Annotated in this window: 22 protein-coding genes and 1 other RNA gene; 7 read left to right on the top strand and 16 right to left on the bottom strand. The window is 70.6% G+C overall.

Annotation, left to right across the window (positions count from 1 at the left end; genetic code table 11):
* The 12 genes from H531_RS0104235 to mraZ are packed head-to-tail and all read right to left on the bottom strand — an operon-like array spanning position 1 to position 11,100.
* Positions 1–798: a UDP-N-acetylmuramate dehydrogenase gene (locus H531_RS0104235; RefSeq protein WP_022798118.1), complete on the bottom strand. Its 798-nt coding sequence runs from the start codon at positions 796–798 to the stop codon at positions 1–3.
* Positions 788–2,128 carry a UDP-N-acetylmuramate--L-alanine ligase gene (gene murC / locus H531_RS0104240; RefSeq protein WP_022798119.1) on the bottom strand — a complete coding sequence of 447 codons (1,341 nt, stop codon included), beginning with the start codon at positions 2,126–2,128 and terminating at the stop codon, positions 788–790. The genes H531_RS0104235 and murC overlap by 11 nt, the downstream gene beginning before the upstream one ends.
* The gene (locus H531_RS0104245; protein WP_022798120.1) at positions 2,125–3,144 is read right to left on the bottom strand and encodes a UDP-N-acetylglucosamine--N-acetylmuramyl-(pentapeptide) pyrophosphoryl-undecaprenol N-acetylglucosamine transferase; all 1,020 of its coding nucleotides are present in this window, start codon (positions 3,142–3,144) and stop codon (positions 2,125–2,127) included. Before H531_RS0104245 ends, murC begins: the two co-directional genes overlap by 4 nt.
* Positions 3,132–4,187: an FtsW/RodA/SpoVE family cell cycle protein gene (locus H531_RS0104250; RefSeq protein ID WP_022798121.1), complete on the bottom strand. Its 1,056-nt coding sequence runs from the start codon at positions 4,185–4,187 to the stop codon at positions 3,132–3,134. The genes H531_RS0104245 and H531_RS0104250 overlap by 13 nt, the downstream gene beginning before the upstream one ends.
* Positions 4,166–5,419, bottom strand: coding sequence for a Mur ligase family protein (locus tag H531_RS0104255; RefSeq protein ID WP_022798122.1), 1,254 nt, complete (start codon positions 5,417–5,419; stop codon positions 4,166–4,168). The genes H531_RS0104250 and H531_RS0104255 overlap by 22 nt, the downstream gene beginning before the upstream one ends.
* Positions 5,416–6,267 (bottom strand): MraY family glycosyltransferase, encoded by an 852-nt coding sequence (locus H531_RS0104260; RefSeq protein WP_022798123.1) that lies wholly within the window; start codon positions 6,265–6,267, stop codon positions 5,416–5,418. The genes H531_RS0104255 and H531_RS0104260 overlap by 4 nt, the downstream gene beginning before the upstream one ends.
* Entirely contained in the window at positions 6,258–6,959 is a 702-nt protein-coding gene (locus tag H531_RS0104265) for a hypothetical protein (RefSeq protein ID WP_022798124.1), read from the bottom strand. Before H531_RS0104265 ends, H531_RS0104260 begins: the two co-directional genes overlap by 10 nt.
* Positions 6,947–8,257 (bottom strand): UDP-N-acetylmuramoyl-tripeptide--D-alanyl-D-alanine ligase, encoded by a 1,311-nt coding sequence (locus H531_RS0104270; protein ID WP_028490639.1) that lies wholly within the window; start codon positions 8,255–8,257, stop codon positions 6,947–6,949. Before H531_RS0104270 ends, H531_RS0104265 begins: the two co-directional genes overlap by 13 nt.
* The gene (locus tag H531_RS0104275; protein ID WP_028490640.1) at positions 8,241–9,560 is read right to left on the bottom strand and encodes a peptidoglycan D,D-transpeptidase FtsI family protein; all 1,320 of its coding nucleotides are present in this window, start codon (positions 9,558–9,560) and stop codon (positions 8,241–8,243) included. The genes H531_RS0104270 and H531_RS0104275 overlap by 17 nt, the downstream gene beginning before the upstream one ends.
* Positions 9,557–9,802, bottom strand: coding sequence for a hypothetical protein (locus H531_RS0104280; RefSeq protein ID WP_022798127.1), 246 nt, complete (start codon positions 9,800–9,802; stop codon positions 9,557–9,559). Before H531_RS0104280 ends, H531_RS0104275 begins: the two co-directional genes overlap by 4 nt.
* Positions 9,799–10,659, bottom strand: coding sequence for a 16S rRNA (cytosine(1402)-N(4))-methyltransferase RsmH (gene rsmH / locus H531_RS0104285; RefSeq protein WP_022798128.1), 861 nt, complete (start codon positions 10,657–10,659; stop codon positions 9,799–9,801). The genes H531_RS0104280 and rsmH overlap by 4 nt, the downstream gene beginning before the upstream one ends.
* A 6-nt stretch (positions 10,660–10,665) precedes the next feature.
* Entirely contained in the window at positions 10,666–11,100 is a 435-nt protein-coding gene (mraZ, locus tag H531_RS0104290) for a division/cell wall cluster transcriptional repressor MraZ (RefSeq protein ID WP_022798129.1), read from the bottom strand.
* 225 nt (positions 11,101–11,325) lie between these two features.
* Between mraZ and rnpB the strand changes: the two genes are divergently transcribed.
* The 3 genes from rnpB to H531_RS0104300 all read left to right on the top strand — a co-directional run bounded on the left by rnpB (position 11,326) and on the right by H531_RS0104300 (position 12,684).
* An RNA gene (gene rnpB, locus H531_RS13630) (RNase P RNA component class A) lies at positions 11,326–11,695 on the top strand.
* Positions 11,696–11,818: 123 nt separating this feature from the next.
* Positions 11,819–12,034 carry a 50S ribosomal protein L31 gene (gene rpmE, locus H531_RS0104295; RefSeq protein ID WP_028490641.1) on the top strand — a complete coding sequence of 72 codons (216 nt, stop codon included), beginning with the start codon at positions 11,819–11,821 and terminating at the stop codon, positions 12,032–12,034.
* A gap of 71 nt (positions 12,035–12,105) precedes the next feature.
* Entirely contained in the window at positions 12,106–12,684 is a 579-nt protein-coding gene (locus H531_RS0104300) for a thymidine kinase (RefSeq protein WP_022798131.1), read from the top strand.
* On the opposite strand, the gene H531_RS0104305 is transcribed toward H531_RS0104300, so the two are convergent.
* Positions 12,681–13,082, bottom strand: a complete 402-nt coding sequence (locus H531_RS0104305) for an Hsp20/alpha crystallin family protein (protein WP_022798132.1) — start codon at positions 13,080–13,082, stop codon at positions 12,681–12,683. The genes H531_RS0104300 and H531_RS0104305 overlap by 4 nt on opposite strands.
* An 18-nt stretch (positions 13,083–13,100) precedes the next feature.
* Here H531_RS0104305 and miaA point away from each other — a divergent pair, with 18 nt between their 5' ends.
* Genes miaA through H531_RS0104325 form a run of 4 tightly spaced genes read left to right on the top strand, consistent with a single transcriptional unit; the run spans position 13,101 to position 17,229 of the window.
* A complete protein-coding gene (gene miaA / locus H531_RS0104310) occupies positions 13,101–14,009 on the top strand; it encodes a tRNA (adenosine(37)-N6)-dimethylallyltransferase MiaA (protein WP_022798133.1) in 909 nt (302 codons plus the stop codon).
* A 7-nt stretch (positions 14,010–14,016) separates the two neighbouring features.
* Positions 14,017–15,432 (top strand): Asp-tRNA(Asn)/Glu-tRNA(Gln) amidotransferase subunit GatA, encoded by a 1,416-nt coding sequence (gene gatA, locus H531_RS0104315; RefSeq protein ID WP_022798134.1) that lies wholly within the window; start codon positions 14,017–14,019, stop codon positions 15,430–15,432.
* Positions 15,432–16,175: a 3'-5' exonuclease gene (locus H531_RS0104320; protein ID WP_022798135.1), complete on the top strand. Its 744-nt coding sequence runs from the start codon at positions 15,432–15,434 to the stop codon at positions 16,173–16,175. The genes gatA and H531_RS0104320 overlap by 1 nt, the downstream gene beginning before the upstream one ends.
* Position 16,176: 1 nt before the next feature.
* Positions 16,177–17,229 carry a hypothetical protein gene (locus tag H531_RS0104325; RefSeq protein ID WP_022798136.1) on the top strand — a complete coding sequence of 351 codons (1,053 nt, stop codon included), beginning with the start codon at positions 16,177–16,179 and terminating at the stop codon, positions 17,227–17,229.
* On the opposite strand, the gene csaB is transcribed toward H531_RS0104325, so the two are convergent.
* The 3 genes from csaB to udk are packed head-to-tail and all read right to left on the bottom strand — an operon-like array spanning position 17,204 to position 20,513.
* Positions 17,204–18,196 carry a polysaccharide pyruvyl transferase CsaB gene (csaB, locus tag H531_RS0104330; RefSeq protein WP_022798137.1) on the bottom strand — a complete coding sequence of 331 codons (993 nt, stop codon included), beginning with the start codon at positions 18,194–18,196 and terminating at the stop codon, positions 17,204–17,206. The two genes, H531_RS0104325 and csaB, sit on opposite strands and share 26 nt — an antisense overlap.
* Complete coding sequence (locus H531_RS0104335; RefSeq protein ID WP_022798138.1) at positions 18,181–19,881, bottom strand: DUF5693 family protein; 1,701 nt, start codon at positions 19,879–19,881, stop codon at positions 18,181–18,183. The genes csaB and H531_RS0104335 overlap by 16 nt, the downstream gene beginning before the upstream one ends.
* A complete protein-coding gene (udk, locus tag H531_RS0104340; protein WP_022798139.1) occupies positions 19,878–20,513 on the bottom strand; it encodes a uridine kinase in 636 nt (211 codons plus the stop codon). The genes H531_RS0104335 and udk overlap by 4 nt, the downstream gene beginning before the upstream one ends.
* Between the last annotated feature and the right edge of the window lie 20 nt (positions 20,514–20,533).

A 20,533-nucleotide genomic window follows, 5' to 3' on the forward strand; every position in this document is an offset into this window, starting at 1 on the left:
TCACGGCCAGACCTCCCATTCCAGCTCCAGGGGCAGCTCCTCCTGGATGCGCTTGAGGAGCGCCAGCACGTCCTTGGCCTTGGCCTGGCCCAGGTTCACGATGAAGTTGCCGTGCTCCAGGGCCACCATGGCGTCCCCCACCCTTAGGCCCTTCAGGCCCCTTTCGTCTATGAGGCGGCCCGCGGACTGGCCAGGGGGGTTTTTGAAGGCGCATCCGGCGCTCTTGCGCTTGGGTTGGCCCTTCCTCGCCGCGTCCACCTCGGCCATGCGCCGCCGGATCTCCTCCAGGGGCCGCTCCCTTAGCCGGAGCTTGACCCGGGTGACGATGCCCCCGGGGGGCAGGTGGCTTTGGCGGTAGCCGAACCCGAGCTCCTCCGGCAGGTAGATGTGGAACGCCCCCCCGTGGAAGACCTCCACCGCCTCCAGGGCGTCCGCCATCTCCCCGAAGCGGGTGCCCGCGTTCATCTTCACCGCGCCGCCCACCTGGGCGGGGATGCCGAGGAGGCCCTCGAGGCCCGATAGCCCCGCCCTGGCCGCCTCCTGGACCAGGAGGGGGAGGAGGGCTCCCGCGCCCACCCAGCCCTTCAGGTCGTACTCCTGGAACTCCCCCGCCAGGCGGATCACCCGCTCCGGCACCCCTTCGTCCATCACCAAGAGGTTGGAGCCGTTTCCAAGGACCCGGTAAGGGGCTTCCGTGGCCCTCTTGAGGTCCTCCCGGGTCTCCACGGTCCAAAGCTCCGCCGGCCCCCCCACCCCCAGGGTGGTGTAGTCCTTCAGAAGCACCCGCTCAACCCTCATGGGCCAACCTCTGGGCCAGCTCGGTCACGTCCCCTGCCCCCAAGGTGAGCCAGAGGTCCTTAGGGGTGGCGGTGGCCCGGGCGTAGGCCAGGGCCTCCTCCCCCTCGAGGAAGCGGGCAGCCACCCCCCGCCTTTGCAGGCCCTCGGCGATCCTCTGGCTCAGGCCTTCGGGGGAGACCTTTCCCTTCTCCCCGGCGGCGTAGACGGGCAGGACCACCACCTCCTGGGCCAGGGCGAGGGCCTCCACGAACTCGGCCCAGAGGGCTTGGGTGCGGAGGAGGCGGTGGGGCTGGAAGAGGACCCGCACGCGGCGGCCGAGCCGCCTGGCCGCCTCGAGGGTGGCCCGCACCTCCGTGGGGTGGTGGGCGTAGTCGTCCACCACCCAGGCCCCGTTCACCTCCCCCACCCTTTGGAAGCGCCGCCCCACCCCGGGGAAGGCGGCGAGGCCCTCCAGGATGGCCTCGGCCCCCACGCCGAAGGCCAGGGCCGCCAGGGCCGCGGCCAGGGCGTTGCGCACGTTGTGGGCCCCCGGCACCCCGAGGGTGGCCTCGCCCAAAACCCTGCCCTCGTGCAAGAGGAGGAAGCGGCTTCCCCAAGGGCCCAGCTCCACCCTCTCCGCCCAAAGCTCCCCCCCCTCCCCGAAAAGCCTCCGGGGAAGCCCGTGGGAGAGCGCCAGAAGCGTGGGGTCAAAGGCCGGGACCACCACTACCTGAGACTTCTCCAGAAAGCCCCTCATGGCGGCCTTGAGCTCCTCTAGGCTCCCGTGGTAGTTGGGGGCGCGGTGGCCTGGAGGGGCCACGTGGTCGGCCTCGAGGTTGGTGGCCACGGCCACAAAGACCTGGACCCCTTGGAAGAGGGGGTCGGACTCGTCCACCTCGGCCAGACGGGGGCCCGTGCCGAAGCGGGCGTTCCCCGGGAGGAGGGCGAGCTCCCCGCCGAGGAGGACCCAGGGGTCCAGGCGGGCTTGGAGGAGGATGCTCGCCAGCATCCCCGTGGTGGTGGTCTTGCCGTGGGTGCCCGTGACCCCGAGGGAGGGCCTCCCCGAGAGGAGGTGGGCGAGGAGCTCCATACGCCTCAGCACCCTGAGCCCCTTGGCCCGGGCCGCCGCCACCTCGGGGTGGTCCAGGGGGATGGGGGTGGGGACGATGAGGGTGTCCTCCTCCGCCAGGTGGGCGGGGTCGTGGCCGGCGTAGGCGGGGACGCCCAAGGCTTTGGTCCGCTTGCCCGGGGCCAGGTCGCAGCCCGTCACCGCCACCCCCTCCGCCAGGAGGAGGCGGGCCAGGGCGCTCATGCCCACACCCTCTATGCCCATCACGTGCACGCGCTTCATAGGAACTCCTCCAACCAATCTGCAAGCCGCCCCGCGGCTCCCTCGGGGGAAAGGCGGCCTAAGGCCTCTCGGTAAGGTTCCGGATGCTCCAGGATCCGCTGCACCTGCTCCCCCAGGCGGGCGCGGTCCCCAAGCTCCGCTGCCCCCGCCTTCTGGTAGGCCAGGGCGTTGGCCACCTGGGCTCCTCCGTCCAGCTTAGGGGAAAGGGGGAAAAGGAGGGCGGGAAGCCGGTGGAAGGCGGCCTCCGCCAGGGTGCCCGCCCCGGCCCGGGAGAGGAGGAGGTCGGCGGCGCTCATGGCCAGGGGGGCCTCCACGAACCCCGCCACCCGGTACCCGTCCCCTTCCAGGTGGCGGAAGCGGCCGAGCCACCTTTCCCCCACCTGGTGGAGGACGGGGAGGCCGAGGGGCTTGAGGAGGGGGGGGAGGGTTTCGTTGAGCTCCAGGCTCCCCTGGCTGCCCCCGAGCACGAGGAGGAGAGGCTGGCCTGGGTCAAAGCCCAACCTCGCCTTGGCCTCCTCCTTGGGGTAGCGCACCTCCCGCACGGGGTAGCCCACCACCCGGGCCTTCCGGGCGAGCCCCGAAGCCAGGGCCACGGGCACGGAGAGGGCGAGGCCCCGGGCCCAGGGGGAGAGGAGGCGGATGGCGAGGCCCAGCCTGGCGTTTTGCTCGTGCAGGAGAAGGGGAATGCCTCTCAAGGCCCCTGCGAAGGCGCCGGGAAAGCCCGCGTACCCCCCGGTGGAGAGGATGGCCCTGGGGCGGACCGCCTCGAGGACCTCCCGGGCCGCCCGGAGGCCCCGGAGGAGGGCAAGGGCCTCCCCCGGCCGGAAGGCGCTCCGGTCCAGCTTCCCCGCCGGAATGAGGGCGTGGGGGAGGGGGGTTTGGGGGAGGAGCCGGGCCTCGAGGCCCCCTTCCGCCCCCAGGTAGAAGACCCCGTGCCCCCGCCTCCTAAGTTCCTCCGCCACCGCCAAGGCGGGGAAGAGGTGCCCGCCCGTGCCCCCGCCCGTCAGGAGGACCACGTCCTCACCTCCCGGGCCGCCTCGCGGCCCAAGCGCATAAGCACCCCCAGGGCGAGTCCGGAGACGAGGAGGGAGCTTCCCCCGTAGGAGACCAGGGGCAAGGGGACGCCGGTCACGGGCAGGAAGCCCACCGTGACCCCGATGTTGAGGGCGGCCTGCAGGGTGAGGTAGAGGGTCAGGCCCATGGCCACCAGGCTCTGGGGCCCGGGGAGCCTTAGGGAGAGGGAAACCCCCTTGAGGAAGAGGAGGAGGTAGAGGAGGAGGACCCAAAGCCCCCCGGCCCAGCCCGTGGCGAAGACCACGCTGGCGAAGACCATATCGTTGTGGGCCTCGGGGAGGTGGGGGAGGGTCCCGCCCGGCCCTTGGCCCAAAGGCCCCCCCAGGAGGATGGCCTTCTGGGCCTGGAGCACCTGGTAGGCGACCTCCCGGGGGTTGGCCTCCCCCCGCATATAGCTGAGGAAGCCCTGGAACCGCTCGGAGACGTAGGCGAAGCGGCTCAGGTAAACCCCGGAAAAGGGGGCGATGACCAGGGCCCCCGCCAGGGCGATGGCGATGAGCCTCCGCCAGGGCACCCCCGCCAGGATGAAGAGGAGGCCCCCCAGGGTGAGGAGGAAGAGGGCGGTGGCGAAGTCGGGCTCAATGAGCACCAAGCCCACCGTGCTCCCCACCAGAAGGGCGGGCCCAAGGATGGGGTTGTCGTTGCCCTTGCGGCCCACGAAGGAGGCGAGGTAGAAGACCAGGGTCACCTTGGCCAGCTCCGAGGGCTGAAAGGCCACCGGGCCCAGGTAGAACCAGCGCCGCACCCCTCCGGGCCCGTCCCCGAGGAGGAGGACCAGGAGGAGCAAAAAGAGGGTGAAGAGGTGCAGGCCGAAGGCGTGGCGCAGCCAAAGCCGCGGGGGAAGGAGGGCGCCTGCCCCCAGGGCGAGGAGGGCCATCCCTACCCGCAGGAGGTGCTCCTCCAAAAGCCCGGGCTCCGCCACCTCTACGCCCAGGAGGCCGAAGACGAGGAGGAGGAGGCCGGTCAGGAGGTAGAGGGGGTCCACGGCTCACCTCCTAAGGCGAAGACCGCCTCCCGGAAAGCCCGGGCGCGGTCCTTGTAGTCCTGGAACTGGTCAAAGCTGGCGGCGAGGGGGGCGAGGAGGACGCTCCCCTCCTCCAGGCGCCGCAGGGCTTCGGCCACGGCCCGCTCCATGGCCTTTCGCCCCTCCCGTTCCCCGATCACCACCACCTCCACCCCCTCCCCCAGGGAGGCCGCCATCTTGGGCCCATCCCGGCCTATGGCCAGGGCCACCCTTACCCGGGGAAGGAGGGGCCTCAGGGCCTCGAGGTCGGCCCCCTTGTCCTCCCCTCCCAGGATCCAGGCGATGGGGGCAGGGGCGGCCCTAAGGGCGGCGGCCACGGCGGCGGTGCGGGTGGCGATGGAATCGTCAATGAAGACCACCTTGCCCTTGCGGGCGAAGACCTGGAAGCGGTGGGGGGCCTCGGGGAGGGTCCGGAGGCTGGCCTCCAGGGCCTTTTCGTCCAGGGGCCGCCCTAGGAGGTCCAGGTAGGCCCGGGTGGCCTGGAGGGCGGCTTGGAGGTTGCTGGTCCGCGGGTCGTCCCCGGGGGAAAAGGGGTAGAGGCGGGCGGGGGAGGAGCGGGCCGCCTCCCTCACCTTGGGATCGGCCTCGTTGTAGACCAGGGCGTCCTCGGGGGTGAGGTTTTTCAACAGGTTCAGCTTGGCGGTGTGGTAGGCCTCCAGGCTCCCGTGCCGGTCCAGGTGGTCTACCCCCAGGTTGAGGAGGACCGCCACGCGGGGGCGGAAAGCGTGGACGCGCTCCAGCTGGAAGCTGGAAAGCTCGGCCACCGCCACCTCCGCGGCGTCCACCACCTCCACCAAGGGCGGGTCCACGTTGCCCCCCTCCAGGGCCTTGAGCCCCTGGCCCCTTAGGAGGTGGGCAGTGAAGAGCGTGGTGCTGGTCTTCCCCGCAGTGCCCGTGATGCCCACGATGGGGGTGGGGGAGAGGCGGAAGGCGAGCTCCGCTTCCCCCAGGACCCAGGCTCCCCTTTTCCGTAGGGCCTCGAGGTGGGGATGCCCCAGGGGGACCCCAGGGGCGGCCACCACCTCGCGGTAGCTGCCCTCGAGGGCCCAGTCGGGGGCAAAGCCCAGGGCCATGGCCTCGGCCACCTCCCGTTCCTGGGGCCGGTCGTCGTAGAAGCGGGCGGAAAGCCCCCGCCTCCTCAGGAAGCGGAGGACTCCCAGGCCGCTGCGTCCCAGGCCGTAGACCAGGATCATCCGCCACCCCCAAAGGCGAGGGCGGTGGCCAAGGCGGTGAGGACGGCGAAGCGGAAGGTGATCTTGGCCTCCTCCCAGCCGGAGAGCTCCAGGTGGTGGTGCAAGGGGCTCATCCGCAAAAGCCTTTTCCCCGTGCGCCGGAAGTAGAGGACCTGCGCCACCACCGAGACCACTTCCATCACCGGCACGATGGCCGCCAAGGGCAAAAGCCAAAGCTTTCCCGTGAGAACGAAGAGCCCTGCCACCAGGGCGCCCAGGGCCTGGCTTCCCGTGTCCCCCATGAAGACCTTGGCCCGGGGGGCGTTGTGCCAGAGAAAGCCCAGCAAGGCCCCGAGAAGGGTCTGGGCGAAGGGGTGGGGATAGAAGGGAAGGAGGAGGATGGCCGCCACCGAGGCCAGGAGCCCGTCCAGGCCATCGGTGAAGTTGAAGGCGTTGGCCGCCCCCACCACGGCCAGGAGGACCAGGAGGACGTCCAGGAGGGGCCAGGGGGTGTAGGCCACGTGGCGGGCGGCCCAGAGGGCGAAGACCAAGGCCATGAGGCCCTGCAGGGCGAGCTTCTCCCGGGCCCTCAGGGGCCTCGCCAGGCTGCCCGAGAGGTCGTCCACCAGCCCCAGGAGGGCGAAGCCCAGGCCCAGGAGCCACAGGCCCGAGAAGGCGTCCCTCCCCAAGACCAGGTAGGCCACGAAGGCGGCCAGGAGGAAGGCCACGCCCCCCATGCTGGGGGTGCCCTCCTTGGCGAGATGGGCCTCGGGCCCGTCCCGGCGTACCCTTTTCCCCAGGCCCAGGCCCTTCATGAAGGAGATCCAGACCGCGGTAAGCAACCAGGAGAGCACCAAGGCTAGGGCCATACCGCCTCCTTGCAGCTCAGGACCTTTCCCGAGGGCGCCAGGTAGATCTCCTCCCCGTACACTGCGAAGTCCTCCGCCCTGCCCAGGGGCTTTAGGCCCCAGGGCTGCACCAGGTAGAGGGCGTCCAGGAGGGCCACCACCCCGCAGGCCCCCGTCTGGGCCTTGCGCGCGGAATGGGGGAGGGAAAGAAGGCGGCCTTCGGGGTAGAAGTAGGCCTCGCGGCCCAGGGCCACCACCCCCCTTTCCCAGGCCACCACCTGGCGGAAGGCCCCGGGTTTGAGGAGGGTGCCCTCCCGGTAGAGGCCCCGGCCGTCCACGTAGAAAAGGCCCCCTTCCCCTTGGACTGCGTCCAGGGCGGGGTAGGGGTAGAGGGCGTCCCGCGTCCAGACCGCGCCCTCCAGGCCCACGAGGAGCCGGGGGCTTGCCCGGAGGAACCGGGGGATCCCGGGGAGGGGCAGGCTCTCCAGGGCCCCTTCCCGGTAGATCAGGAGCTGGTACGGGTAGGCGGCGTAGAGGGCCTTCTCGTCGGCGTCCAGCAGGAGGGGCGGCCCGGGGAGGGCCACCTGGAAGCGGCCCTCCACCCCTCCCCCCCGGGCGAACCCCCCGGGATAAGGCATCAGGGGGGGTTGGGCCGCCAGGGGGGCGCAGGCGGCGAGGAGCCCGAGGCCCAAAAGAGGGGTCAGCCGTCCCATAGCTCCAGGATCCGTTCCAGCCCCACCGCCCTCGAGGCCTTCAGGTAGACCAGGTCCCCGGGGCGCACCCGTTCCTTGAGCCAGCGGAGGGCGTCCTTTAGGTCCTCCGCCGCCTCCCCGCCGAGGGCGGCCTGGGCCTTGGCGTGGGGGCCGAGGTAGAGGGGGCTCAGGCCCAGGCGGGCGGCCTCCTCGGCCACCTCGAGGTGGAGCTCCAGGGCCTTGGCCCCCAGCTCCCGCATCTCCCCCAGGACCGCCCATTTGCGCCCGGGCTGCGCGGCGAGCCAGGCGAGCCCTGCCTTGGCCGAGAGGGGGTTGGCGTTGTAGGCGTCGTGGAGGAAGACGACCCCCCCTATTTCCCGGCGCTCCATCCGGCCTGGGGGGAGGCGGAGCCCGGAGAGCCTGTCCGCCACCCCTTCTACCCCGTACCCCAGGATCTCCGCCGCGGCCAGGGCGGCCAGGGCGGCCAGGGCGGGGCCGAGGCCGGGGTAGGGCAGCCGGACCCGGATCCCTCGGTAGCGGAAGCGGCTTTCCTGGGGCAGAAGCTCCAGGTCCTCCCCGCGGAAGGTGGCCTCCCCGAAGCCGTAGGTGGGCCAAGGCCCCCGCCGCCCGAAGGCTAAGAGCACCTCCGCCGCCTGCAGGCTCACCAGGACCTGGGGGGCGGAGAGGAGCCCCGCCTCCTCCCGGACCACCCCTTCCAGGTCGCCGAAGGCGAGGAGGTGTTCCTCCCCCAGGGCGGTGAGCACGGCGAGGTGGGGATGGCTCAGCTCCATGAGCTCGGCCATCTCCCCCACCCGGTCCACCCCGAGCTCCACCACGGCCCCCGGAGCCGTGGGGGAGAGGGTTAGAAAAAAGCGGGCGAGCGGGGGCGCCGTGTTCTGGTTCCCCGGCGGGCAGGGAAAGCCCAGACTCTGGGCCAGGGCCTCCTTGGCCGTGGTCTTGCCCGAGCTTCCCCCCACGGCCACCACCGTTCCCGGGAAGAGGTCTCTAAGAGCCCGCCCCAGGCGGAGGAGGGCCCTTTGGGGGTCGTTCACCTCCACCGTGGCCCTGCCTGGGCGGTCGGAGAGGACCAGATGCGCCCCCCGGGCCAGGGCCTCCTCGGCGAACTGCCGGCCGTGGGTCTTGGCCCCAGGGAGGGCCACGAAGAGGGAGCCCGGCCCCACCTCTCGGCTGTCCCAGTGGAGGTCCCTCACCGGCCTTCCCCCGGGATGGAGGCGGCCTCCCGTGGTCCGGGCCACCCACTCCGGCGTCAGTTCCCTACCATGTGCAAGATGCACCACCACCTCACCGCCCCTCAGGATAGGGGGGGATCCCCGCATAGGCCAAGAGGCTCGCGGCCACCTCCCGGAAGATGGGGGCGGCCACCTGGGCCCCGTGGATCTCGCCCTTAGGGTGGTAGACCGCCACCACCACGGTGTAGAGGGGCCTGTCCCCGGGCACGAACCCAGCGAACCAGGCGGTGAAGACCTCCCGGGAGTAGCGCCCGTTCACCACCACCTGGGCCGTGCCGGTCTTGCCGGCGAGGGGGTAGCCAGGGAGGGCGGCCCTAGGGGCAAGGCCCTGGTGGAGGGCTTCCCGGACGGCCCGGGCGGTTTCCCCAGAGAAGACCCGCTCCGCCTTGGCCTCCTGGTCCTGGAAGAGGCGGGGAGGGCGGTAGAGGCCGTCCGCCAGGCTGGCGAAGGCGGCGGCCAGGTGCAGGGGGGTGATGAGGAAGCCCTGGCCGAAGGCGTGGTTGGCGTAGGCCGCCCGGCTCCACTCCTGGGGGGGCGGGACCAGGGGCGGGGTGGTGCGCACCCCAGCCAGGGGTTCAGGATCGGTGAGGTGGAGCCTTTGCATGTAGCCGTAGAACACCTCCTTAGGGATCCTCTCGGCCAGCTGGCTGATGCCCACGTTGGAGGAGTACTTGAGCACTTCCGCCAGGGTGAGGCTGGGGGGGTGGGGCACGATGTCCTGGATGATCCACCCGTCCACCACCCGGTGCATGGGGGCTTCCACGCGGGTGGCCAGGCTGGCCGCCCCCTCCTCCAGGAGCATGGCCGCGGTGAGGGCCTTCATGGTGGAGCCGGGCTCGAGGGCCACCAGGAAGGCGTGGTTGCGCCAGGACAGGTCCTGGTTGGGGTCCTTCCGCGGGGCCAGGGGGTCAAAGGGGGGGGCGTTGGCCACGGCCAGGAGGCGCCCTTCCCGGTCCAGGACGAGGAGGGTGGCGAACTCCCCGCGGCTTTGGGCCAGGCCCGCCCAGAGGGTCCTCTCGGCCATGGCCTGGACCCAAGGGTCCAGGGTGAGGGTAAAGGAGCGCCCCTGGCTGAGGGCGGCGTTCAGGTCCCGCTCCAGCCCCTCGAGGCCGCGCCCGGATCCCCGCTCGCCGAAGCCGATGAGCTGGCTTCCGCTCGTGCCCAAGGGGTAGTACCGCCCCGTCTTCAGGCTCACCGCCAAAGGGGTGCCGTCCCGGGCGTAGAGGTTTCCCCGGGGCGGCGGGGCGGGAGGGGGAGGGGAGGGGGGCCTGGGCCCCCGGGCCAGGAGGGCGTAGACCCCGAGGGCGAAGAGGAGGGCCCAGAGGAAAAGGCCCGCCAGCACCAGGGGAACCCGCTTCACCCCTACGGTCACCGCGCCCACCTCCCCCGGCTCATGGGCACGAAGCCCTCCTTTTCCGCCCACGTGAGGACCCGCTCCGGCCTCGAGGCCCGCCATCCCTCCTTGAGCAGGGCCTCCTCGCGAAGCTCGAGGGCCTCGAGGCGCGCCTTCATCCGCGCCAGGTGGGCCTTCTCCACCTGGTTGCGGTGGCCGAGGCCGAGGAGGAGGAGGAGGGCGAGGAGGTAGAGGGCGCCGAAGCGCAGGGCGGTGCTCATAGGCTCTCCTTCTCCGCCGCACGGAGCTTGGCGCTGCGGGCGCGGGGGTTGCGCGCCACCTCCTCGGGGCTTGGGGTGAGGGGCTTCTTGGTCAGGACCCGCAGGCCGCTCGCCTTGAGGAAGCGCTTCACCAGCCGGTCCTCCAGGGAGTGGAAGGTGAGGACCACAAGCCGCCCCCCCGGGGCCAGGGCCTCCTCCGCCTGCCTGAGCAGCTCCTCCAGCGCCCCGAGCTCGTCGTTCACGTAGATGCGCAGGGCCTGGAAGGTCTTCCGGGCCGGGTGGCCTGCCCTGCGGAAGCCCACCGCCTTCTGCACCACCTGAGCGAGCTCCGTGGTGGTGCGGAGGGGGGCCTTGCGCCGGGCCTCCACGATGGCCTTGGCGATGCGGTAGGCCTGGGGCTCTTCCCCCAGGTCCCGGAGGAGGCGGTAGAGGTCCTCCAGGGGCAGGGTGTTCACCACCTCGGCCGCGGTGGGGCCCTCTTCCCCCATGCGCATGTCCAGGGGCCCCTCGAGGCGGTAGCTGAAGCCCCGCCTGGGGTCCTCCAGGTGGAAGCTGGACACCCCGAGGTCGGCCAGGACGCCGGCCACGCGGTCCACCCCCGCCTGGCGCAGAACCTCAAGGAGGTGGCGGAAGTTGGCCTGAAACACCTGAAGACCTTCCAGGTTTAGGGCCCGGGCCCGGGCCACGGCCTCGGGGTCCCGGTCCAGGCCGATGACCCTCCCCCCCCTCTGGAGGATTCCCCGGGCGTGTCCGGCCCCGCCCAGGGTAGCGTCCACGTAGACCTGGCCCGGCCGCACCTGGAGCAGGTCCAGGGCCTCCTGGTACAGAACGGGAATGTGCTGGGCAACGGTCTCCATAACCCCCTATCCGATGAGTCCCTTGAGGGCCTCGGGAGCGGGTGGGCGGCGCATGATCTCCTCAATCGTTCTCCACCAGCGCTCCTGGCTCCAAATCTCCAGCCTGCCCGGGGCTCCGGCCACCACCACCTCCCCGCCTTCCTGGAGCCCGGCGAACTGGCGCAAGGGCGGGGGGATGAGCACGCGGGAGGCGTTGTCCATGCGGGTCTTGTGGGCTCCTGAGTAGAAAAAGCGCACGAAGGCCCGCGCCTCCGCGTCGGTCAAAGGGAGGTTGACCAGCTGCTCCTCAATCTTGCGCCAGCGGTCCGAAGGGAAGACGTAGAGGCATCCTTCCATCCCCCGGGTGAGCACCAGCCCGTCTTCCAGAAAGTCCCGGAAGGGGGCGGGGATGACCACCCGCCCCTTATCGTCCAGGCTGTACTGGTACTCGCCGAAGGGCATTTCCCACCTGCTCCCACCTTCCGGGGTCCGGGCCTAGGCGCTTCGGGGGACTTTGACCGTACCCGGGACAGGCTTTTCTGGCGTGAGTATAGCACGAGTACCCACGGTTTTCCACCAGGCCCCACCTAGGTCCCACCTAGATCCCACCCCCACCCGGGAGCGCGGACCTCGCCCCGGAGCCGCTTTTGCGTCCGGCGGGCCGAAGGGGTAAAATGAAGGGTGCCCCAGGGTGGGCGTGCGGTCGCGCCTGGGGGACTTCGCCCCTGGGTGAGGAAAGTCCGGGCACCATAGGGCAGGGTGCCAGCTAACGGCTGGGCGGGGTAACCCGACGGAAAGTGCCACAGAGAAGAGACCGCCAGCGGCCGGGGCATGCCCCGGTGCGGGCAAGGGTGAAACGGTGGGGTAAGAGCCCACCGCCTGGCCTGGCAACAGGCTGGGGCACGGCAAACCCCACCCGGTGCAAGGCCCAGTAGAGGGGAAGGGCTGGCCCGGCCCGCCAGAACCCCTGGGATGGGCCGCTTGAGGCCGGTGGCGACACCGGTCCCAGAGAGATGACCGCAGGAAACAGAACCCGGCTTACGGCCCACCCTGGGGGGGCCCCACTTTTTAGGGTGGGGCCCTTTTCCGCTTCCAGGGGGCGGCCCTTGCGCCAGCGCCTTTTCCCCCTTAGACTGAGGGGGTGTTTTCGCACGGCCAAGACCGTGCGGGGGAGGAAGACGTGAAAGAGGGCATTCACCCCAAGCTGGTCCCGGCCCGCATCATCTGCGGCTGCGGCAACGTGATCCACACCTACTCCGTCAAGCCCGAGATCCACGTGGAGGTCTGCAGTAAGTGCCACCCCTTTTACACGGGCCAGCAGCGGTTCGTGGACACCGAAGGGCGGGTGGAGCGGTTCCAGCGCCGCTACGGAGACGCGTACCGGAAGGGGCGCTAAGGGGCTTTGCCGTGCCGGGGGCCCAAAGGCCCCCGGCTTCCGTTAGAATGCCGGGGCGGAGGTCCGGGAACATGCCCCCCGTCTTGCACCGGCAGGGTTGGATTGAGGTGATCGCAGGCCCCATGTTCTCCGGCAAGAGCGAGGAGCTCATCCGCCGGGTGAGGCGGGCCCTGATCGCCCGCCAAAGGGTCTTGGTCTTCAAGCCCCAGTTGGACCGTCGCTACCACGAAAGCCAGGTGGTGAGCCACGACGGCAAGCGGGTGGAAGCCCTTCCTGTGGAAAGCGCCGCGGAGATGGAGGCCTGGCTGGACCCCCTGCCGGAGGTGGTGGCCGTGGATGAGGTCCAGTTTCTGGACCCGGGGTGCGTGTCCTTGGCCGAGCGTTTGGCCCGAATGGGGGTACGGGTGATCCTGGCGGGCCTGGACCTGGACTTTCGCGGGGAACCCTTTGGGATTATGCCCGAGCTTTTGGCCCGGGCGGAGTTCGTGGACAAGCTCACGGCCATCTGCGCGCGGTGCGGGGCCCCGGCCACCCGCACCCAGCGCCTGGTAAACGGGAGCCCCGCCCGCTACAACGACCCCGTGATCCTGGTGGGGGCTTGGGAGCACTACGAGCCCCGTTGCCGCGCCTGCCACCAGGTGCTTCCCTAGAGGGGCAGGGCGCGGGCCTTTTTCTTTTTGAACCGGATCTCCAGGACTCCCTGGCGGAGGTTGGCCTGGGCCGTTCCCTCCTCAATGGGGCCGGGGAGGTCCAGGGTGCGCTGAAAGGTTCCCATGGGCCTCTCCTCAAGAAGGTAGGTGCCGGGCAGGGGATAGCGCACCCCCGCCAGCGTGATGCGGCTTCCTTCCTCCAGGAGTTCCAGATCCTCGGGGCGCACCCCCGGGAGGTCCACCAGGAGGACGTAGTGCTCCTCGTCCTCCAGGAGGTCTACCCTAGGGGTCCAGGCCGCGGGTTCCTCCCCTGTGAGCTGGTGGGCCAGTTGGGCGATGCGCTCTTGTAGCTCCCTCAGCTTCCTGAGGGTTTCCAGGCGGTTTAGGGGCTCCAGCATGCCCTTAGCATAAGGGACGTGGAGGCCATACCGGTCCTCGCCGGGCCCACGGGGAGCGGAAAGACCCTTCTGGCCCTTCGCCTGGGGGAGGAGCTCCCCCTGGAGGTGATTTCCGCAGACGCCACCATGGTCTACCAGGGGCTGGACATCGGCACCGACAAGCCTACCCCGGAGGAAAGGGCCCGGGTGCCCCACCGACTGGTGGATGTCCTAAAGCCCAGCGAGGCCATGAGCGTCGCCCGCTTCGTGGAGCTGGCGGAGGAGGCCATTGCCGAGGTCCTGGCCGGGGGTCGGGTGCCCCTGGTGGTGGGGGGCACGGGGTACTATATCCGCGCCCTTTCCCAAGGGATCCATGAGCTTCCGCCCCCAGACCTCGAGGTCCAGGCCGCCTTGTGGCGAGAGCTGGAGGAAAGGGGGCTTGAGGCGCTAAAGGAGGAGCTTTTCCGGGTAAGCCCTGAAGACGCCCTCCGGGTGGGCAGGAACCCAAGGAGGCTGGTGCGGGCCCTGGAGGTATGGCGGCGCACGGGCCTTCCTCCCGCCCGCCACCCCAGGAGGCCGCCCCGTTTTCGCTACGGAAAGCTGGTGCTTTGGCCCGAGAGGGCCTGGCTTTTCCCCAGGCTACAGGAGCGGGCCCGGAGGCAGTTTGAAAGGGGCCTGGTGGCGGAGGTGAAGGCCCTCTTGGAGCAGTTCCCCAGCATGCCCACCGCCCTCCAGGCCATCGGGTACAAGGAGGTGGCGGGCTACCTCCGCGGGGAGTACGGCTTGGAGGAGGCCATCGCGAGGGATGTCCGGGCGGTGAAGGCCTACGCCAAGAGGCAGTACACCTGGTTCCGCCACGAGCCCGGGGACGTGACCTACCTGCCCAAAGGGGGGGAGGCGGCCTACCCGGGCTTCCGGGACTGGCTTCGCCTCCACTTCCGGATATAGTGGGGGCATGTTGGCCCACGAGATCCGCGTCCGGGTGGCCCGAGGGGAGCTCAGCCCCCTGGAGGTGGCCCAGGCCTACCTGAAGCGGGTCCGGGAACTGGACCCACGGGTCCAAGCCTTTCTCACCCTGAACCCGGACCTCTTGGAGGAGGCCCAGAGGGTAGACCCCGGCCTCCCCCTGGCGGGCCTTTTGGTGGCGGTGAAGGACAACATCGCCACCCGGGGCCTGCGCACCACCGCGGGAAGCCGCCTCCTGGAGCGTTTCGTCCCCCCCTACGAGGCCACCGCCGTGGCCCGCCTGAAGGCCCTGGGGGCCTTGGTCCTGGGCAAGACCAACCTGGACGAGTTCGGCATGGGCTCCAGCACGGAGCACTCGGCCTTCTTCCCCACGCGCAATCCCTTTGACCCCTCCCGGGTCCCCGGGGGGAGCAGCGGGGGGAGCGCCGCGGCGGTGGCCACGGACCTGGCGCCCCTGGCCCTGGGTTCGGACACCGGGGGGAGCGTGCGCCAGCCCGCAAGCTTCTGCGGCGTCCTGGGCCTCAAGCCCACCTACGGCCGGGTGAGCCGCTACGGCCTCATCGCGTACGCCTCCAGCCTGGACCAGATCGGGCCCATGGCCCGTTCGGCCAAGGACCTGGCCCTGCTCATGGACGCTCTCGCGGGCCCGGATCCCCTGGACGCCACCAGCCTGGACCTTTCCCCCCGCTTCCAGGAAGCCCTCGAGGCGCCCCTCCCCCCCTTGCGCCTGGGGGTGGTGCGGGAGGGGCTTTCCGGGAACAGCCCAGGGGTGGAAAGGGCCCTAGAGGAGGCCGTTTCCCTCTTCCAGGGCCTGGGCTTCGCCGTGAAGGAGGTCTCCTGGCCCTCGTTGCCCTTGGCCCTGGCCGCCTACTACATCCTGGCCCCGGCGGAGGCCAGCTCCAACCTGGCCCGCTACGACGGCACCCTCTACGGGGTGCGGGCCGAGGGGGAGGAGCTTTGGCAGGTGGTGGAGGCCACCCGGGCCCTCTTCGGCCTCGAGGTCAAAAGGCGGATCCTTGTGGGCACCTTCGTCCTCTCCAGCGGCTACTACGAGGCCTACTACGAAAGGGCCCAGGCCTTCCGCAGGCGGCTCAAGGCTGAGGCCAGGGCCCTCTTCCAAGAGGTGGACCTCCTCCTCCTCCCCACCGCCCCCCATCCGGCCTTCCCCCTGGGCGCCCGCCCCGACCCCCTCGCCATGTACCGGGAGGACCTCTACACCGTGGGGGCAAGCCTGGCTGGGCTTCCCGCCCTCTCCTTCCCCGCGGGGTTTGAGGGGCACCTGCCCGTGGGGTTACAGCTCCTCGCCCCTTGGGGCAGGGACGAGCTTTTGCTCCGGGTGGCCTGGGCCCATGAGGAGGCTACGGATAGGGCCTTCCTCCGGACGCCCCTGGGAGAAGCCCTGTGATGGACCCCGTCCTGCGCTACCGCCTGGCCACCCGCCTGGCCCGGCGCCTTAGGGCCGAGGGGAGGCCCCTGCCCCTCCCCACCTTGGGGGAGGCCCTGGGCCTGAAGGGTCCCGTGGGCCCCGTGCTGGCCCCGCTTCTGGACGGACGCTTCATCCCCGGGGAGGAGGTGGGCCTTTGGGAGTGGCGCTACCCCTTTCCCCACCCAGAGGAGGCGGTGGTGGTCCTGGACCTGGAGACCACGGGCCTGGCCCCGGGGCTGAACGAGATCCTGGAGGTGGCCCTGGTGCGCCTGGAGGGGGGACGGCGGGTTGCCTTCCAGAGCCTGGTGCGGCCATGCCGTCCCCCTGGCCCCTTCATCCAGCGCCTCACGGGCATCTCCCTAGAGGAGCTGGAGGAAGCCCCGCCCCTCGGCGAGGTTTTGGAGCGCGCCTACCCCCTTCTCCGGGGGGCCACCCTGGTGATCCAGAACGCCTCCTTTGACCTCGCCTTCCTCCGGCCGGCCCTCGAGGGCCTGGGGTGGCGGCTGGAAAACCCGGTGGTGGACTCCCTCCGCTTGGCCAAAAGGGCCATGCGGGGCCTCAGGCGCTACGGCCTGGATGCCCTCGCCCAGGTCCTGGAGCTTCCCCAAAGGAAGGCCCACCGGGCCCTCTCCGATGTGGAACTCACCCTTGCCGTGGTCTACGAGGTGTACTATATGCTCACTTCAGGGAGTCCCCGACCCCTTTCTGCCCTCGGGAGGTAGTATGACCGCGCGCTATGTCCTAACCAGCACCTGTATTCAAGCAGGCACCATGGCCCTCACCGCCTCCTTGCGCCAGCGCCTCCTCGGGAAGGAGCGCGTCCTTTTTGTGGACGAGGACGGGGAGGTGTACGAGGCCGAGGTGGACTGGAAGGGGGGGGTGGTCCGGGGGCTTGCCCCCTACTACGCCAAGCGGCGCTTGGCGGCCAACGAGGCCATCCTTCTCCATTTCCGCGGGGAGGAGGTGGAGCTCAAGGCCCTGCCCCGGGCCCCCTTCCACCCCCCCCAGCCCGAGAGGCCCCCGGAGAAGGAGCGCCCTCCCGAGCCGGAGAAGAGGCGGGTGCGGGTCACCCCTTACCCTAAGGAGGTGCTCTTCCCCCATGAGCCCGGCTTCCGGGAGCCTCCCGGGGTGACGGAGGACCTGAGGCGCCTGGGCTTCCTCCTGGAGGGGGGGCCTCCTTGGGTGTACAAGGCGCCCTTGGGCCGGCGGCAGGTGGTCCTGGCCCTCTTGCGCCCGGGGGAAGGAGGGGTAGGGCTCCTCAAGCCCTACCGCCAGCAAGGGGCCTACGCGGCCTTCCTGGCCCCGGAGTCGGAGAAGGGGGCCGTGCCCGAAGGGGCGGGCTACGTTTCCCCGGAGGCGGTGGGCCGCCTGGTGCGCCTTAAGGCCCGGTTCCCCGTCTCCCCCCTGGACCTCGAGGACCTCCTAAGGGAGGGGCGGGTGGACCTGGAGGCGGTGGAGGCCCTGGAGGACCGCCTGGTGGCTGAGCTTTCCGAGCGGGGCGCGCTCGCCGCCTTCCTCCTCCTTCTGGCCAGGAAGCGCTTGGGGGAGGTCTTCCTCCTGCCCGACCTCGAGGCGGAGGCCCTGGAGGAAGGCCTGACCCCCGAGGTGGTGCGCCAGGGGGTGGAGCTCCTCTCCCAGCCCCCCTTCCTCCTCCTCAAGCGCCTCTCTCCGGGGGAGTTCCTCCTCAGGCAGGAGGTGGAGGAGGCCCTTCGGGACCTCGAGGCCTTCGCCCAGGGGGTCAGGGGGCGGCTCAACCGCGTCTATGGGGGCGCTTGACCGGGGTGGCCTCCCCCAGGGCCAGGTCAAAGCTCCGCCTGGCCCGCTCCTTTAGGGCCTCCACCTTTTCCCAGTCGGGGTAGCGTCCGTACACGGCCGCCTTGGAGAGCTTGATGGGGTCGCCGGGAAGCTCCTGGTAGTAGGCCCCGGTTTCCTTGGCGAAGGCGGCCACCTTGGGGTCGTAGGAGAGGGCGGCGAAGGGGGTGCCCGCCGCCGCCGCCAGGATCAGCCCGTGAAGCCGCATGGAGATCACGTACCCCGCCTGGGCCGCCAGGTAGAGGACCCGCCTGGGGTCGGAGGTCTTCTCCACCCGGTGGTGGGGCAGGTCCTCCAGCACCGCCTCGTCGTACCCGGGCTGGAGGAGGAGGATGAGGACCTGCTTGCCCTCGTGGAAGAGGTGGTTAGCGGTGACGTACAGGGTCTCTACCGCCGCCCGGCCCACCCCGGCCCGGGGGATGACCAGGACCAGGTCCTCCTCCCGCTTCACGGGGGGCGGGGTGAGGAGGAGGGCGGGGTCGGCCCCAAGCGCGGCGGGGATCCCGAGGCGCCTGGCGTACTCCAGGGAGTCCTGGTCCCGGAGGATCACCGGCACCCCCTTTAGGGCCCGCTGGACCCGCCTCTCCCCCCAGGGGGATAGGGGGCCTAGGGACTGGTTGAAGACCACCACCCGTTTGCGGAACAACCGGGCCAGGCGGAGGACGGAGAGGTAGTAGAGAAGGCTCAGGGAGCTGGTGGCGTCCTGCAAAAGCCCCCCGCCTCCCAAAAGCCAGAGGTCCGCTCCGAGAAGGGCCAGGGGGTTCAGGCGGTGGCCGGCCCGGATCCCGTGCTCCTCCCGGGTGCGCCTGGGGTCTCCCGAGAGGGCGAGGACCTCATGCCCCCGGGCCTTGAGCTCCCGGACGATGGCCTCGAGGATGGCCTCGTCCCCAGCGTTCCTGAACCCGTAGTAGCCCGCTACCCCCACCACCATGCCCTTAGCCTCCTTACCAGGATAACCCCGGCCAGCCCCAGGAGTACGCCCAAGAGGGCCCCGTTCACCACCCGGAAGAAGGAGATGGCCAAGGGGGTGTGGAAGTGGCTGAAGGTGTTGAGGATGGAGGCGACGCCGAGGGCGGCCAGGAAGAGGAGGCCGTTTTGCACCCAGCGGGGCCAGGGAAGGAGGAGGGCCAGGGGGAAGAGGGCGTGGCCGAAGACCTCCTTGAAGCGCGGGCGCACCATGAGGTCCTGAAGGAGGCTCCGCAGCTTGAGCTCGGCCTCGGGCACCAGGGGCGCGTCGTTGCCCCGCCTGAGGAGGGCGAGGGCCAAAAGGCCCAGGGCGAGGAAGGCCAGGGCTACCTCCCCTAGGCGCAGGGGGTGCTGGAAGAGGCGGGTGAGGGTTTCCCGGTAGTTCCGGTCCAGGAAGCTATAGGCCACGAGGAGGGGCGGGACGAGGAGGGTGAGGGAAACCCCCTTGAAGGGGGTAAGCCCCAGCATCGCCTCCCTCGTAGAGCCCAACGCGGAGAGGAAGACCGCCCCCACAAGGGCGTAGCCCAGGGCCCGGAGCCACATCCTCAGGCCCTCCCTCGGGCCCAGAAAGCCGAGGACCGGAAAGACCAGGGCGGCGAGGAGGGCGCCCGCCTGGCTCCCCGCGTAGCCCAGGGCGAAGAGGAGGAGGAGGAAGGCCACGGCCGGGCCGTACAGGGGAAGCCCCTGGGCCAGGAGGCCCAGGCCCGCTAAAACCCCGATCCAGGCGGCGTGCCTTAAGGGGCTTGGGGCGAGGTCCCTGGGCCTTGGGGCCCCCGTGGGGATGCCGCTTGTGCTCAGGCCCTCCTGGATCCGCCGCAGCATCCGGGCGGTGTCCTCGGGGTAGGGGTAGGGCCTAAGGTAAAGGAGCTGGTGGCCCCGCTCCCTTGCCGCCAGCACGTACTTGTCCGCGGCCTCCTCGGGCTTCAGGGTGAGTTGCCACTCGGGGCGCAGGCTGAAGAGCCGGAGAAGGCCTTGTTCCCGAAAGGCCTGGAGGCCCGGCTGGGGGGTGCCCTCAATGAGGGCCACCGGCACCCGCACCAAGGCCTTGGCCTCCTCGAGGCGGTAGGGGTAGCCCAGGGCCTCGAGGCCGGCGAAGACCACCGCGTCCGCCTCCTTGGGCACCAGGGGAAGCCCGGGGTCCAGCCGGCGCAGGCGCTGGTTGATGGGCCGCACCACCACGTAGTACCCGGCCTCCTTGGCCTGCCGGACCTCCTCCAGGGGGTAGAAGGCGGGGAAGGTCTGCACGTCCACGGGGAAGCCCAGCCACGGGCCTAGCCGCTCGGTGGGGAGGGCGTAGGCCCTTTCCAGGAGGGCAAGGAGCCAGGCCTCCCCCTTCAGGTAGTGCCACCCGGGCTTGGCGGGTAAGCCCATCTCCGCAAGCTCCCGCCCCTGGCGGTAGAGGAGGACTCCATCGGCCACCCAGTCCTTGACGAACCGCTCGGGGAAGGCGATGCCGTTCACCCCCAGGGCCCGGTAGGCGGCCAGGACCTCGAGGAGGTTCCTCCCCTCTGCCTTCGCCTCCTCCCGCAGGGCTTCGGCGTCCACCACCAGGGCCACGGGGCCGGGACGCTCCGCCCGGAGCCTGGGGGAAAGGGCGAGGAGGGAGGGGAGGAGGGAGAGGAGGATCAGGAGGTTAAGCCAACGGTTCATAGGGCCCCCGTCCGGACCAAGTGGGCTTGGGCCTTGGCCGTGAGCATCTCCAGGGCCACGGGGTTCTTTCCGCCTCCAGGCAGGATCACGTCCGCATGCCGCTTGGTGGGTTCCACGAAGGAGAGGTGCATGGGTTTGACCTGCTCCAGGTACTGGGCCACCACCCCCTCCAGGCTCCTGCCCCTTTCCAGGACGTCCCGCTTGAGCCGCCGGATGAAGCGCTCGTCCGCGTCCGCGTCCACGAAGACCTTCAGGTCCATGAGGGCCCGGAGCTCCTCCGGGTAGAGGACCAGGAGGCCCTCGAGGACCACCACGGGGGCGGGGTGGACCCGCTCGGTTTTGGGGCTTCGGGTGTAGGCCCGGAAGTCGTAGACGGGCCGCTCCACCACCCTCCCCTGGAGAAGGGCCCGGACGTGGTCCAGGTAGAGGGCGAGGTCAAAGGCGTCCGGGTGGTCGTAGTTTTGGCGGAGGCGTTCCTCCAGGGGGAGGTGGGCCAGGTCCTGGTAGTAGTGGTCCATGGGGAGGAGGGCGACCCTTTCCCCCAGGGCCCGGGCCAGGGCCTGGGCCAGGGTGGTCTTGCCGCTCGCGGTTCCCCCGGCGATCCCGATGACGAAGGGCTTGGACGCGCTCACCCTTCCATGATAAAGGGGCG

It is taken from the genome of Thermus islandicus DSM 21543, assembly GCF_000421625.1.
GTDB classification, from domain to species: domain Bacteria; phylum Deinococcota; class Deinococci; order Deinococcales; family Thermaceae; genus Thermus; species Thermus islandicus.

Excerpts from the sequence above, each read along its gene's own strand:
- H531_RS0104235 (WP_022798118.1), bottom strand. The coding sequence starts at position 798 with ATGAGGGTTGAGCGGGTGCTTCTGAAGGACTACACCACCCTGGGGGTG.
- murC (WP_022798119.1), bottom strand. The coding sequence starts at position 2,128 with ATGAAGCGCGTGCACGTGATGGGCATAGAGGGTGTGGGCATGAGCGCC.
- H531_RS0104255 (WP_022798122.1), bottom strand. The coding sequence starts at position 5,419 with ATGATCCTGGTCTACGGCCTGGGACGCAGCGGCCTGGGAGTCCTCCGC.
- H531_RS0104260 (WP_022798123.1), bottom strand. The coding sequence starts at position 6,267 with ATGGCCCTAGCCTTGGTGCTCTCCTGGTTGCTTACCGCGGTCTGGATC.
- H531_RS0104265 (WP_022798124.1), bottom strand. The coding sequence starts at position 6,959 with ATGGGACGGCTGACCCCTCTTTTGGGCCTCGGGCTCCTCGCCGCCTGC.
- H531_RS0104280 (WP_022798127.1), bottom strand. The coding sequence starts at position 9,802 with ATGAGCACCGCCCTGCGCTTCGGCGCCCTCTACCTCCTCGCCCTCCTC.
- rsmH (WP_022798128.1), bottom strand. The coding sequence starts at position 10,659 with ATGGAGACCGTTGCCCAGCACATTCCCGTTCTGTACCAGGAGGCCCTG.
- mraZ (WP_022798129.1), bottom strand. The coding sequence starts at position 11,100 with ATGCCCTTCGGCGAGTACCAGTACAGCCTGGACGATAAGGGGCGGGTG.
- H531_RS0104300 (WP_022798131.1), top strand. The coding sequence starts at position 12,106 with ATGCCCCCCGTCTTGCACCGGCAGGGTTGGATTGAGGTGATCGCAGGC.
- H531_RS0104305 (WP_022798132.1), bottom strand. The coding sequence starts at position 13,082 with ATGCTGGAGCCCCTAAACCGCCTGGAAACCCTCAGGAAGCTGAGGGAG.
- gatA (WP_022798134.1), top strand. The coding sequence starts at position 14,017 with ATGTTGGCCCACGAGATCCGCGTCCGGGTGGCCCGAGGGGAGCTCAGC.
- H531_RS0104320 (WP_022798135.1), top strand. The coding sequence starts at position 15,432 with ATGGACCCCGTCCTGCGCTACCGCCTGGCCACCCGCCTGGCCCGGCGC.
- H531_RS0104325 (WP_022798136.1), top strand. The coding sequence starts at position 16,177 with ATGACCGCGCGCTATGTCCTAACCAGCACCTGTATTCAAGCAGGCACC.
- csaB (WP_022798137.1), bottom strand. The coding sequence starts at position 18,196 with ATGGTGGTGGGGGTAGCGGGCTACTACGGGTTCAGGAACGCTGGGGAC.
- H531_RS0104335 (WP_022798138.1), bottom strand. The coding sequence starts at position 19,881 with ATGAACCGTTGGCTTAACCTCCTGATCCTCCTCTCCCTCCTCCCCTCC.